The 12,807-nt window shown below is 59.9% G+C and carries 13 protein-coding genes; 4 read left to right on the top strand and 9 right to left on the bottom strand.

Annotation, left to right across the window (positions count from 1 at the left end):
* Nucleotides 1–100 precede the first annotated feature (100 nt).
* The 3 genes from tnpA (at nt 101) to FLZ89_RS14475 (ending at nt 2,205) form a co-directional block, all read left to right on the top strand.
* Nucleotides 101–511, top strand: coding sequence for an IS200/IS605 family transposase (gene tnpA / locus FLZ89_RS14485; protein ID WP_141264488.1), 411 nt, complete (start codon nt 101–103; stop codon nt 509–511).
* Nucleotides 512–548: 37 nt separating this feature from the next.
* Nucleotides 549–1,604, top strand: a complete 1,056-nt coding sequence (locus FLZ89_RS14480; protein ID WP_253256499.1) for an RNA-guided endonuclease InsQ/TnpB family protein — start codon at nt 549–551, stop codon at nt 1,602–1,604.
* Between the two features lie 169 nt (nt 1,605–1,773).
* Nucleotides 1,774–2,205, top strand: a complete 432-nt coding sequence (locus FLZ89_RS14475; protein WP_141264490.1) for a hypothetical protein — start codon at nt 1,774–1,776, stop codon at nt 2,203–2,205.
* An 86-nt stretch (nt 2,206–2,291) separates the two neighbouring features.
* Here FLZ89_RS14475 and FLZ89_RS14470 read toward each other — a convergent pair whose 3' ends face one another.
* The 4 genes from FLZ89_RS14470 to FLZ89_RS14455 are packed head-to-tail and all read right to left on the bottom strand — an operon-like array spanning nt 2,292 to nt 5,513.
* Complete coding sequence (locus FLZ89_RS14470) at nt 2,292–3,209, bottom strand: hypothetical protein (RefSeq protein ID WP_172613647.1); 918 nt, start codon at nt 3,207–3,209, stop codon at nt 2,292–2,294.
* On the bottom strand, nt 3,167–3,916 hold the full coding sequence (locus tag FLZ89_RS16325) for a prepilin peptidase (RefSeq protein ID WP_141264492.1): 750 nt from the start codon (nt 3,914–3,916) through the stop codon (nt 3,167–3,169). Before FLZ89_RS16325 ends, FLZ89_RS14470 begins: the two co-directional genes overlap by 43 nt.
* A gap of 51 nt (nt 3,917–3,967) precedes the next feature.
* Nucleotides 3,968–5,095 (bottom strand): type IV pilus twitching motility protein PilT, encoded by a 1,128-nt coding sequence (locus FLZ89_RS14460; protein WP_253256505.1) that lies wholly within the window; start codon nt 5,093–5,095, stop codon nt 3,968–3,970.
* A complete protein-coding gene (locus FLZ89_RS14455) occupies nt 5,085–5,513 on the bottom strand; it encodes a lytic transglycosylase domain-containing protein (protein ID WP_277997573.1) in 429 nt (142 codons plus the stop codon). Before FLZ89_RS14455 ends, FLZ89_RS14460 begins: the two co-directional genes overlap by 11 nt.
* Nucleotides 5,514–5,588: 75 nt before the next feature.
* On the opposite strand from FLZ89_RS14455, the gene FLZ89_RS15815 reads away from it, so the two are divergent.
* Nucleotides 5,589–6,059 carry a hypothetical protein gene (locus tag FLZ89_RS15815; protein WP_172613645.1) on the top strand — a complete coding sequence of 157 codons (471 nt, stop codon included), beginning with the start codon at nt 5,589–5,591 and terminating at the stop codon, nt 6,057–6,059.
* Nucleotides 6,060–6,271: 212 nt separating this feature from the next.
* Here FLZ89_RS15815 and FLZ89_RS14450 read toward each other — a convergent pair whose 3' ends face one another.
* The 5 genes from FLZ89_RS14450 to FLZ89_RS14430 form a co-directional block, all read right to left on the bottom strand.
* Nucleotides 6,272–7,930: a hypothetical protein gene (locus FLZ89_RS14450; RefSeq protein WP_141264494.1), complete on the bottom strand. Its 1,659-nt coding sequence runs from the start codon at nt 7,928–7,930 to the stop codon at nt 6,272–6,274.
* A gap of 27 nt (nt 7,931–7,957) precedes the next feature.
* The gene (locus FLZ89_RS14445; protein ID WP_141264495.1) at nt 7,958–9,175 is read right to left on the bottom strand and encodes a type II secretion system F family protein; all 1,218 of its coding nucleotides are present in this window, start codon (nt 9,173–9,175) and stop codon (nt 7,958–7,960) included.
* Between the two features lie 43 nt (nt 9,176–9,218).
* The gene (locus FLZ89_RS14440; protein WP_141264496.1) at nt 9,219–10,853 is read right to left on the bottom strand and encodes a GspE/PulE family protein; all 1,635 of its coding nucleotides are present in this window, start codon (nt 10,851–10,853) and stop codon (nt 9,219–9,221) included.
* Between the two features lie 264 nt (nt 10,854–11,117).
* Nucleotides 11,118–12,326, bottom strand: coding sequence for an Ig-like domain-containing protein (locus tag FLZ89_RS14435; RefSeq protein WP_141264497.1), 1,209 nt, complete (start codon nt 12,324–12,326; stop codon nt 11,118–11,120).
* Nucleotides 12,327–12,383: 57 nt separating this feature from the next.
* Entirely contained in the window at nt 12,384–12,737 is a 354-nt protein-coding gene (locus tag FLZ89_RS14430) for a type II secretion system protein (RefSeq protein ID WP_141264498.1), read from the bottom strand.
* Nucleotides 12,738–12,807 lie beyond the last annotated feature (70 nt).

Below are 12,807 nucleotides of genomic sequence, written 5' to 3'. Positions count from 1 at the left end.
TTTTAACTTTCCCTGCCGGGAAGTCCCCGCCCGTAAGGGCGGGGATGAAAGGCAGGGAGATAATCTCGCCATATTTCGATTCTTATAGTAAAATAAAGTCATGAAGTATCAATTGGACAAAGGATGCCATGCCGTTTACAGCCTTCGGTTCCACTATGTGGCGTGTACCAAATACAGGCGTAAGGTATTGACACCTGAAATTTCTGGTTTTCTCAAGCAGGTCAACCTAAGCGTAGCGGAAAAATTCGGCGTTCAGATAATCGAACAGGAGACAGACAGGGATCATATCCATATCCTCTTTGCCTCCCAACCTCAAATACAGCTTTCAAAATTCATCAACTCCCTGAAATCTGTTTCGGCGCGGCTGATATTCCGGAAGTTTCCGGAAGTGAAAAAGCAGCTTTGGGGCGGCCATTTCTGGTCGCCCAGCTATTTCCTGGCTACCGTAGGAGAGGTGAAGCTGGAGGATGTCAAACGCTACGTCCAGTCTCAAGGAAACCAGGAACTATAAATTCCGGCTTTATCCTAACAAGGAGCAGGAATCCCTATTGTTGCGCTGGCTGGAAACCTGCCGGTGGATATACAACACCGCCTTGGCCCAGCGAAAAGAAGCCTGGGAACGGGAAAAGAGATCTGTTACCCGGATCGAGCAGCAGGTATGGCTCAAAGAGGCCAAGAAGACGGATGAGCGTCTCCGGGAGATACACTCTCAAGTAGCCCAGGAAGTGTTGTTCAGGGTCGAGAAGGCCTTTGCCGCTTTCTTTCGCCGGGTCAAGAACGGGAAAACGCCGGGCTATCCCCGGTTCAAAGGGAGAGGACGTTATAAATCTATCACCTTCACCCAGTTTGGAGAAGGGAAAGGCGCTTCTTTCCAGGACGGCAAGCTGAGATTATCAAAAATCGGCCTGGTGAAGATAAGGTTACACCGGGAAATACCTGGCACTATCAAGACTGTTACCGTCAAACGAGATGCCGCCGGCAAATGGTGGGCCATTTTTGCCGCAGAAATAGAGCTTGCCCAATCGCAGGCTCATACCGGACCTGCCGCAGGTCTGGATGCTGGTCTGGAAAAGTTCGCGGCCCTTTCAGATGGGAGTATCATTGAAAATCCCAAGTACCTGAGAAAAATGGAAAAACGCCTCAAACATACCCAACGCAACCTTTCCCGCAAGAAGAAAGATTCCCGCAACCGGAAAAAGGCCAGACAAAAGCTGGCCAAGCTGCACGCCAAAGTTTGTAACCAACGAAGGGACTTTTTGCACAAGCAATCCCGCAGGCTGGTGGAAACTTACGGCCTGATTGCTGTTGAGAAGCTAAACATTAAAGGAATGGTCAAAAATCATCACCTAGCCAAGAGCATTTCTGATGCAGGCTGGGGAGAGTTCATGGCTATGCTTGAGTACAAAGCGGCAGAGGCTGGTACTAAGCTGGTCAAAGTGAACCCCTCCGGCACTTCTCAGGTATGCAGCGGGTGTGGAATGGATGTGCCTAAAGAATTATCCGAGCGGACTCATTGCTGCCCTTATTGCGGCCTAATACTCGACCGAGATGTGAACGCCGCCCGGAATATCCTGAAAAAGGCGTTGGCTCTGGAAGCGGCATGATGCTTCCCTACCGTGGGAACCACGGGACGTTACGCCTGTGGAGCTGACCCGTTGGGGTTACGATGAAGCAGGAAACCCTACCGAAGCCCCTCCCTAACCCGGAGGGGTTAGGGAGGGGTAGTTCACACAGTCGGCCCTTGAAACCGTAGACCAGGCTGTATCCCAGGGCGTGATCAGCCAGGAAAGGGCGGACCAAATCAAGAAGAACATCGAGGATGGTAACTGGAACGGCCCCGGCCTTTTCCTGGGACCGCGCTTCGGCGGGAAACCCGGCGGCAGGATGCCTTTCGGCGGCCCGGCGTCAATCGCTTCCGTCCTGGGCATGAGCCCGGCAGACCTCGCTAACGAACTCAAGAGCGGCAAGACCCTTGCGGACATAGCGCAGGAAAAGGGCATGACGCTCGACCAGCTCAAAGAGAAGCTGGTGGCCCAGGAAAAGCAAACCCTGGACCAGAAAGTGGCCCAGAGCCAGATGACCCAGGATGCCGAAAATAAAATCCTTTCCCGACTGGAGCAGATGGATTTGAACCGCATTGGCAAATTCGGCGGCTATTCGGGGAAGGTTCGTCCGGCGCCGCCGACGCCTTCCGTCCAGCAATAACATAATTATTTAAAGCAACGTAGAGAAAGCCCCGGCTCCTCGTTTAAGAGGGTGCCGGGGCTTTTCGTGACCCGGTCGCGCCAGCCTCAGCTTGCGGGCGTCCCGGCCGTTACGCCGCCGCCCTGAAACGCGCCCGGCTGGTCCTGAGGAGAAGGCTGCCGCGGTATCTGACCAGAACCGCCCGGTAGCAACGGTTGCCCCTGCCCGCCTGCCAGCGGCGTCTGGCCCGTCCCGCCGGCCGCTACAGGCTGGCCCTGCGGCGGTAGCGTACCCTGGCCCGGAGTCTGGCCCTGGCCGGCCTGTCGTTGCTGTTGTCGCTGCTGCTGCGCCTCTTCCGCCCCGAGCATGGCCGGGTCGAAGAAGGGGTCGTAGCTACCGGAGCCGCCAGCAACCCGGTTTTGCCATTCGGGGGGATTAAGCGAATAAAGTACAACCGTCGCCTCGAGGTCCACCACGTCGCCCGCCGCTTTAATGGTCACGGGTTTTATCTCCGCTGGCGTGCCAGAAGTCTCTATGCCGTTCAACACGTTGTAAACGGCCGGGAAAGGCCCTTTGATCTTTAAAGCGTAGTACCGGGCGTGGAGGTGGCCGCGGTAGAAGCCGTTGTCTTCCCCGGCGTTGGTGAGGCTTATGTCTTTCACCCCGTTCTCGGCGGTGAGGCGGCCTACGAGGTCGAAAAACGCGCCGCCGTCGACGGACGCGGCGTAGCTTGTCTTTACTTCATCCCATCGCTGCCGTGCGGCGGCCAATTGCGACCGGAGCGATGCCAGAGAAGCCGCCGCGGCCACGTTCTGCTCCATCACCGCTTTCGCCTGGTTGCACGCCGCGCGGGCGGCGTCCAGGCGGTGCATCCCCTGGACGAATGTCGCCCCGGCCGCCGCCGCGCCTATGATCAAAACAGCCGCTGCGCGGGCCGCTGGCTTCCGCAGATCCGGTAAATGTAAGGATAACCTTCGCATGTTTAAACCCACCACCAGAACAGCCGCCCCGCTATGCCCGGCCACACCGCCGCGGCGACGCTCCCGGCGGCTAAGAAGGGCACGAAGGGAACTGCTTTTTTCATGTTTTGACTATCTTTGACTAAAAGGGCAACGCCGTAGAGGCCGCCCATGACCACCGCGATAAAAACGGCCGCGAGCGTTTGCTCCGGTCCCAACGCCAGGGCGATCAACGCCCCGACGGGCGCGTCGCCCCCGCCCATGAGGCCGCGCCAGGATAAAAAGGCCATAACGGCGAAGACGGCGGCAGCCGCGGCCATGTCGCCGGGGATTTCGCCGCCGCGCCCGTCGGCCAGCTTTAAGGCCACCCCGGCAACGGCCGCGCCGGCGAGGGGCGCGTAGGGAACGGTCATCTCTTTGAGGTCGGTGACCGTCACGACTATCAGGGCCGCCGCGAAGACCGCGAGCCGGAAGAAGTCAAGCGTCAGCCCGTAGCGGGCGAAGAGGGCGGCGAAGACCGCACCCGTCGCTGCCTCGACGGTGGGGTACTGCGGGGAGATGCGGCCCCGGCAATAGCTGCACCGCCCCCGCAATGCGATGTAGCTGAAAATGGGGACCAGGTCTAACGCGGCCAACCTGTGCCCGCACGCCGGGCAACGGGACGGCGGCCAGAGGACGGATTCGCCGGAAAGCGAGCGCAGGGCGACGACGTTTAAGAAACTGCCGATGATTGTTCCGGCCAAAAAGGCCGTTGTCAAAACGAAATTCGGCATGACTGAGCATCCCTTTCCTGGTATTTTTTTAACCTCGAGGTTGGAGAACCGTCAGATTTTGGTATACTCCGCCAACCGTCTTTTATCCACCACTTTTTCCCTGGCGTCTTCCTCGCTTACCATCCCGCGCCGGATGAGCTCCGAGAGAGATTTGTCCATCAACACCATCCCCTCGTCGCGCCCAGTCTGGATCGCTGTGGGTATCTGGTGCGGCTTGCCCTCGCGGATGAGGTTCCGCACGGCCGGGGTGACGACCAGGATCTCCATGGCCGGCACGCGCCCGCCAGCCTTTTTGCGCACCAATTGCTGGGAGATGACGCCCTGGAGGGCGTCGGCCAGGTCGAGCCTGGCCATGGCTTGCTGGCCGGGCGGGAACATGCTCACGACGCGCTCCACCGTCTCCGCGGCCGACCCGGTGTGCAGGGTCGACAGCACCAGGTGGCCGGTCTTGGCGGCGTGGAGAGCTATCTCCACGGTCTCCAGGTCGCGCATCTCGCCCACCAGTATTACGTCCGGGTCTTCACGCAGGGCCGCCCGCAAGCCGTCCGCGAACGATATGACGTCGCGGCCCAATTCCCGCTGGTTGACTATGCTCTTGCCGTGGGGGTAGGTATATTCAATAGGGTCCTCCAGGGTCACGATGTGCTTGCGGTAGTGCCGGTTGATAAAGTCGACCATAGAGGCCAGGGTCGTCGATTTGCCCGAGCCGGTCGGTCCGGTGACGAGGACCATGCCGTAAGGCAGCTTGGCGAATCTTTCAATAGTCGCGACGACGCCCGGTAGCATGCCGAAGAGCTCTTGCATCGACGGTATCCTGGCGGGCAAGACGCGGCACGCTAGTGCCGGGGCGCCGTTGTTGAAATAGGCGTTCACGCGGAAGCGGTCGCCGGATTCGATATGGTAGGCGAAGTCAGCGTTCTTCCGCATTAGGAATTCGTCATAGCTTACGCCGACGGCCGCCAGCATCGCCCGCGCCACCGCCTCGACGTCCCCGGTGTCCAGCGGCCCGTCCAGGCCGGGGTGATCTACAGCCAGCCTGTCGCCCCCGGGCAGCTCGTCCAGCCTGTAGATCTCCCCGTCCACGCGGTATGCCGGAGGGGCACCGTGGACGATATGCACGTCGGACGCGCTGCGTTCGACGGCGAAAGCGAGCAAGGCGTCGACAACTTTAGTGTTCACCGGTGCCGCCCCCCGTCCCCCGGCCGCCCGGAACGGCTTCCGCTTCTTTGAAGACATGGTATGCCCGCTTGACCGCGGCGACGTAGTTTTGAGTCTCAGGATAAGGCGGCACTCCATTATACCGCTCCACCACTCCGGGCCCGGCGTTATAAGCTACCAAGGCCAATTCGACGTCTCCACCGTAAGCGTCGAGCAATTCCCGCAGGTACCGCGCGCCGCCGTCGATGTTCTGGGCCGGGTCGAAGGGGTCGGAGACGCCGTGAGATTTCGCCGTTTCCGCCATCAGCTGCATAATTCCAATGGCCCCCTTCGGCGACACGGCTTTCGCGTTGAAACCGCTTTCAACCCACGCCACGGCACGGAGAAAGTCCGGATCGACACCGTATCTCTTCCCTGCCTTTTCAAACAGAGTGTCCATGCTGGCGGACGAGTGCGCGGCCGTCGTCATATTGCTTCCTCTCAGCGGCGATGATTCAGGAACGCCCGGGCGTTCTTGGCGGCCCTGCCTAGCCGCTTCTGCCTCTTTGAGTCTAGTGGCGAAAGCTTTCCTTTCGGCCTCCACGCGGGCCGCATCTGCGGTGAACGGCGACTTTTCCGGGAAATACGCCGCCACAACGTCGAAAGGCAAACCGCCCCGCATCCCCCGCACCCGCACCGTGCCTGCCGTCGCCATCCCGACAGGCGTCCCAGCCCGCAAGCGGTCGCCGGCCGCGGCCAGGGGCGATATGCCGGAATACGTTATCTCCACCTTGCCGCCGCTCGCCACGGTCACGCTGTCTTCCGCAACGGCGGCCACCACACCGTCCAGGATGCTCGACACGGGCGTGCCCGGCGCGACCGCGATCTCAGCGTAGTCATGGTAGACGCCGCCGCTGAAGCCGTAATCGGCGGCCACGCTCCCGCCGCTCGCCGGGAACACGGGCGTCGATTTTGCGGGTGCCGCCGCGGCTGGCGGTGGGGGTAACGGCGGTACGCCCGGGATGTGCCCGACCGCCGGGGGCATCTTCATACCTGTCCCTGCTGCGGTTACGGCGATTGCCGTTTGTCCGACCGCTGTGGCGAGGAGTGCCGCGGCAGCAATCCTGTGGAACCGCAAATAAAACCACCCTTTCCGTATTTATTTGCCAAAAAAAAGCTGGGCGGACCAAATCGATAAGGTCGCCCGGCCTCAAATTTCTACCTATTCGCTTTCAGCTTCGCCGAAATCCTGAAAGAGTAAAATACCCCATTATACGACGCATCTTCGACCTTCACGCTCTCAACATAGGGTAGTTGCGACAGGTTGTCCTCTAGAATCCCTATCAACCTCAAATCCTCCGCCTTCCCGCTCAACCGCATTACCGCGGGCATATAAAGAGCCTTTACGTTCTGGGCGAGCGTGCTCTTCCCCGCCGTAGACGGAGCGTTATTACCCCTTGCTGCCTGACCACTACCCGTACCAGTCTTGCCTGCCGGTTCGCTGCCGCTCCCCACCGGCTGTCCGGCATTCATTCCCCCCATCGGGGCGGCGGGTTGGGCCGCTGCGGGCGTCGCGGTCGTCCTGGCTGCGTTAGCCGCGGCCGCGCCGTTCCCTGCGGCTGGTTGCGCTGGTGCCACGCTCTTCTGATCCGTCGGGATCGGCTGCCCTGCCCTCAAGGGCGTCCCGGCAACAGGCTGCCCGGCAGCCTGCCCGGACGTCCCCGCGGCCGCGCCGCCCGCGGGCGGTGCGGGCTGGACGGCCGCTGCCTTGCTACCGGCGGGTGGGGTGGTTGGGCCAGCCGCGGCCACCGTGCCGTCCCCGATCTCCAGATCGTCCAGCATGACGCCCGGCGGCACGGCGTAACGCACGTCGCTGACCATGGCCGTGTAAGGCGTAATCTTATGCTTGCTCACCACGTCGATCCATTCCTGGTATTTGCTGATCTCGCCGCGCAGGGACGCCGCTTCCTGCACGGCCGGGGCGTTCCGGGCGGCGGCCGCGCGGTATTCTTTCGCCTGCACGTCGTAGTAGCGCGCCGCCATGTAGGGCGCCGCGGCGATAACGGCCATCACGATGAGACCGGCTGCGACCAGATCCGGCAGCCGCGGCTTCTTGAATTCCGTCGCCCTCACCCGGCGGTGCCGCTCCGGCAAGAGGTTAATTTGCTCCGGGTCGAAAGGCGCCAGGGCGTAGCCCGCCGAGACGGCGTAGGCCAATTCCTCTCCCTCCAGATCGACCACCGCCGCGTCCGGCGCGTCGAAGGCCCGGCGAAAATAGTCGACGGTCCGCATCCGCTCGGAATCCAGGGCGGCCGAGGCGGGCATCTCCCGGACGAACTCGACCGCCGACCGGCCGCCCACCACGGTGATCCCTTCGGGCCACCGCGCCGCCAGGACCGTCGGCCCGTCCCCCGGATGCGTAAAGCGGAATCCCCGCCAGAGGGCGAAGGGCCGGACGTCGAGGCACGTGTAGACGCCGCTGTTTTCCGTGCAGAAGGCTTCAATCATCTTTTTCGGGACGGCCGCGCAGACGACGGTCATATTTCCGTCGGGGGAAAAGTCGGTGTTTTTATAAACGAATTCGTATTCGGAGGCTTCCACGTCGTAAAACTGCCATTGGATCGCTTCCCCGATCTTTTCGGGCGTTATGTCACTGGGGAGGACGGCGTTTTTGAAGAGGATTTCCGGCCCGCCGAGGCCGGTGGTCACGCTGTGCGCCCAGCGGACGGCGGGCCCGACCGCCCCCGGCTCCACCAGCTTCTGGTTGAAGCTTTCGCCTTTGATGGCCGTCACGTAGGCCCCGACCGCGCCGAAATGGACGCCTACCGCGGTCCTGCTCCGGGCGTCCGCGGCCCGTTTTTTTCGGAATAAGGCCATTTACGACTGCACCCCTTTTCAAAAAAATCATTTCACCGTCTGGTACATCGAAACAATCGGCAGGAAAAGCGAGAGCATGACGACCAGCACCCCGACACCGACGGCGATGGTTATGCCCGCTTCCATGAGGGACGGTATTCGTCCGAGAATCATCTCCGCCTCTTTTTCCAGAAGCCCCGCGGCGTGCTCGACCATCCTGTCCAGGTTCCCCGACCGCTCCCCCACGGCCATCATCTGGCGCTCCACGGGCGGGAGCCACATTGAGCCCTGGAACCCCGCCGATAAGGTATCGCCCTTCTCGACCGCGAGCCTGGCCAGGGCGATTTCCCGCTTGAGCGAAGCGTAAGAGGTGGCTCCGGCCAGGATGTCCAGCGACCGGACAAGGTTCACGCCGGTGCGCAAAAGCGTCGCCAGGGTCCAGAGAATCTGGGAGAGGTTTAAATAGCACACGATCCTGCCGAACACCGGCACGCGGAGCAACAGGGCTTCCACCCGGGCGGAAACGTTTTCGTTCTTCCGCACCGAGCGCCACGCCGCTGCGGCGCCGGCGGCGATGGCGGCCGCACCTGCAGCTATCCACACAAAATGACCGGCGACGGCCATCATAAACCGGGTCAACAGGGGTAGCGGGACGTCGTTCGCCGCCAGGAGAGTGGTGAACTTGGGTACCACGAAAGTAAAAAGCCCGGTGACGACGGCCGCGGCCAGGGAGAGCACGACCAGCGGGTACGCCATGGCTTGCTTCAATTTGCCTTTAAATTCCTGGTCGCGCCTCAGAACGTCGGCCAGCCGCAGCAGGGTTTCTTCCAGCCGGCCGCTCTCTTCGGCCGTCTCGACCATGCTGCAGAACAGGGGGTTGAAGATGTCCGGGTGGCCCTTCAACGAAGACGCGAAAGAAAAGCCCGACCGGACGTTGGCGGCGATGTCGTTAAGGGCGTGCTTCAGCTTCCGGCTGGCCGTCTGCTCTTCGAGCGTCTTGAGGGATTCTAAGAGCGTCATGCCCGCCGAAAGCATAGCCTGCAATTGGCGGCAGAAAAGCTCCAATTCCTTCGGCCCTACCCGGCCGCGGCGGAGCCGAGCCGCGGCGGCGTGCCTGGCCGCCCGGACCGGGGTCACGCTTAAAATAGTGGTCCGGCCCGCCCCCGTCCGCTCGAACAAAAGCTCCGGCACCTCTTTGGCGTTTTCGGCCTCAATGGTGAACGTCTGGCGGCGGTTGTTGACGTAGGCTTCTACGAGGAAGACCATTAAAAATTACCCCCAGTATCAAAAAAAAATACCGCAAAGACTATCAATCCCATCCCGAATATACCACTTTCATCGCATCCTCCACCGTCGTCACCCCGGACGCCACTTTGGCCCGCGCCGTCTCGGCCAGCGGCGTCATGCCTTCCCTCATGGCGGCGTCCCTTATCTCGTCCGCGGCGGCGTTGCGGCGGATGAGCTCGCGGATGGTTCGCGTGACCCGCATGACTTCCGCCACGGCCGTCCGCCCCACGTAGCCCGTATAACCGCACCGGGGGCACCCGATGCCCCGCCACGCCGTCTGCCCGAAGCCTTCCATGAACGCGCCGGCCGGGCTGTCCGGGGGCAAGGAGTATTCCTCGCGGCAGCGGGGGCACACGGTCCGGACGAGCCGCTGGGCGACCACGCAGAGGAGCGACGACGCCACCAGGTATGGCTCCACGCCCATATCTACGAGCCGCACCGGGGCCGAGGCGGCGTCGTTCGTGTGCAGGGTCGAGAGGACCAGGTGGCCGGTGAGGGCCGCCTGGACGGCCACTCGGGCCGTCTCGCTGTCGCGGATCTCGCCCACCAGGATCACGTCCGGGTCCTGTCGCAGGATGGAACGCAGCGCCGCGGCGAAATCGAGGCCGGCCCTGGCGTTGACCGCCACGTGGTTGACGCCCGGCAATTCGTATTCGGGCGGGTCTTCGACCGTGACGATGTTGACCCTGTCCGAAATAAGCTCGTTCAGGGCGGCGTAAAGGCTGGTGGTCTTGCCGGAGCCGGTGGGGCCGGTGACGAGGATCATGCCATAGGGTGCTTTGTACGCTTCCCGAAGCTTCGCGAGGGCATCGCCTTCGTAGCCCAGGGCTTCCAGCCGCGGCGCAGCTTGCGAGCGGTCGAAAATCCTGAGAACCGCTTTCTCGCCGTGGACGGTGGGCAGGATGGACACGCGCAGGTCGGCGTCCCGCGGCTCGACGATCCGTGCCCGCCCATCCTGGGGCAAGCGCCGCTCCGCTATGTTGAGGCCGGACATGACCTTGATCCGCGAGATGACGGATTGGTGCAATTGCTTCGGGTATTCGGCTTTTTTGACCAATACACCGTTGACCCGCAGCCGCACGACGAATTTTCCCCGCCGCGGCTCGATGTGGACGTCGCTGGCCCCCTCGGATAACGCCCCCTCGATTATTTCGCGCACCAGCCTGACGGCCGGCGAATCGCGGATCTCGGCGGCGAACTCGTCCGGGTTCACGTCTTCTTCCTCGGCGGCCACGTTCTCCTGGCCGCCGTACCATTTCTGGATAGCCCGGTCGAGCTCCCTCGCCGTACACACCACCGGTACGACGTTCATGCCCGTAGCGACCCGCAGCGCGTCCGTGGTCCCGACGTCTGTGGGGTCGTCGGTGGCGACGTAGAGGTTGTCCCCCTCGACCTTCACCGGGAACACCCTGTGCTTCCTGGCCAGTTCAGCTGGCAAAACCTGCGCGGGCCGCGTCTCCCCCAGGCGGGCCGCCCTTTCGAGGCCGTAATATTCAGCCACCGCGTCCGCCGCCTCTTCGGGCGAGATCTTTTTCAGCGAGATGAGAGCGTCAAGCAGGCTTATCTTAGCATTGCGCCGGGCGGATTCGGCCTCGCGGATGTCGTCGGGGGTTATGAGGTTTTTGGACAGGAGGAGGTCGATAACGCCGTCGTGCATAAAAGTTTCGCCCCTTGTGTGGTTTTGGGTTGCTTAAAAAAAGCAGGCAGAAAAACTGCCTGCTTGATTTGGTCTGTAAATCTGTGTAGTGTTATTTTATTATTGTGGCTTTAACCCTGTTGTCAATGTATATCCTCCAGGGTTACCACCATTGCAACAGCAGATTTGTATAAATAGGCGCCTGTGCCTATTCCATAGTATTATTCGGTTCATTTTCGCTTATATTGCTTCCAGAAAATATCACATTACATTTAGCCGCAACTATTAGTTGCAGGGCACATTAAAGTTAGTGCTAAAACTATTAGTAATACTTTTCCAGTAAGTATAAACCCCATTGGAATATAAATAAGAATCATAACTATAGTCAATGCAAAGCTTTCCATTTGCATCGCGCAAAGTATATGCAGTTACTATAGTGCCACTTGTAAAAGCTAGCTGATACTTACGAACGCCATCCTGATAAATCCTAAGATATTTAGTCGCTGGCAATACGTTATTTCCTTCCAGCCTAAGTTCATAACATCCCAAATAAACCGAAACCTGATGAGATGGTGTTAACCCTGTTGTTAGCGTATATCCCGCCGGGTTACCACTGTTATAGTAGACTTGTATATAGTATGTGCCTGCCGCTAGGTCAGACATGATAGGTGCGGATTTGGAGACTCCCGAGCTTGTAATGTAATTGCCGTTACTGTTATATAAAGACAGTTCTGCATAAGCACTATCGCTATTGTAGTTTATCTCCAACCTACCGTCAACCGGAATGGTTATCTTATACCAGTCGTAGCTATCTCTATACCCTGATGATGGGTCAGTATATCCTATATACCCTTCGACAGTCTGCCCTATGGTAATCTCTTGGGCTTGGTTCATACTATCATTTGGTTCGACTTCGCTTATGTTACTTGCCAAAAATACCACATCGCATTCAGCTGACAAATTACCGACACTTGCTCTGACCTTTGCTGTTCCCGCAGTTGAAGAAGACAGCACGGTTTTAGCTGTGCCGTTTTGATCCGTTGTCGCTTCCTGCGGGTTTATCACCCCCAGGGTCGTTTCAAAACGCACCGTTACACCGCTCACCGCTTGCCCGCTGCTGTCTTCAACTGTTGCGGTTAAAGTGACCGCCGTCGCACCGTCCGCCGGGGCACTAGCTTTATCAGACATAAGGACTATGGAAGCAGGAACAAAAGCGGTATCTCCCTGTGCGGGTGCTTCACCGCTGGAAGGTATCAAATCACCTTGGGTAAGCCCTAAAGCGGCGAGGTCAACCTTTCCCTTCACCACTTCTCTATTTCCCGTGACGTAGATGTCGTCGTCCGTCCCGATTACCCCGTCCCTACCGGCGGAGAGAAGGATGAAACCCACGGCCTGCGGAACGGAAGCCCTGGCCGAACTGCCGGGGAGAGCGGCGAGGAGCAGAAACAAAAGAACGAAATAAGCGACCGTTTTAAGATACCGTTTGTGAAACATGATGCATTTCGCCTCCTATCTGTGAACCTTCCAAACAAAAAAGTCCTCACACGGGCTTTATGGGGACGTCACCACTTGAGCGTAATAGTATGGCCGCCCCCACGGGTCGACGATACCGCTGGAATCGCCCGTCCATTTGACGCCGTGCCTCTGCATCACCGCCGCGATGGAATTCGGGACGGCCGTGTCGTTGCTGTTGGTCGGGTAATGCCCCTGCCCTTCGTCGGCCACATAGGCCTGCACTATTGTAGACATGGTGCTGATGTCTTGGGCGGCCCTCGCCTGGCGCGCCCGCTCGGTGTAGCTCATGAAGCGAGGCAAGAGGACCACAGCCAGAACGGCGATTATAGCCACGACGACCAGCAATTCGGTCATGGTGAAGCCGCGAAATGCGCGGCGTTTTTTTAACATTGCATTCTCCCTCCACGTTCGGCAGATTAATTTATTTAAAAGGCCAGGGTTTAGCCCTGGCCTTTTAATA

Origin of the sequence: Moorella sp. E306M, from assembly GCF_006538385.1 — a bacterium.
Taxonomy (GTDB): Bacteria; Bacillota; DSM-521; order Neomoorellales; family Neomoorellaceae; genus Neomoorella.
Note: the sequence above shows the minus strand (reverse complement) of the source record. Positions and strands in the feature narration are given on the sequence as shown.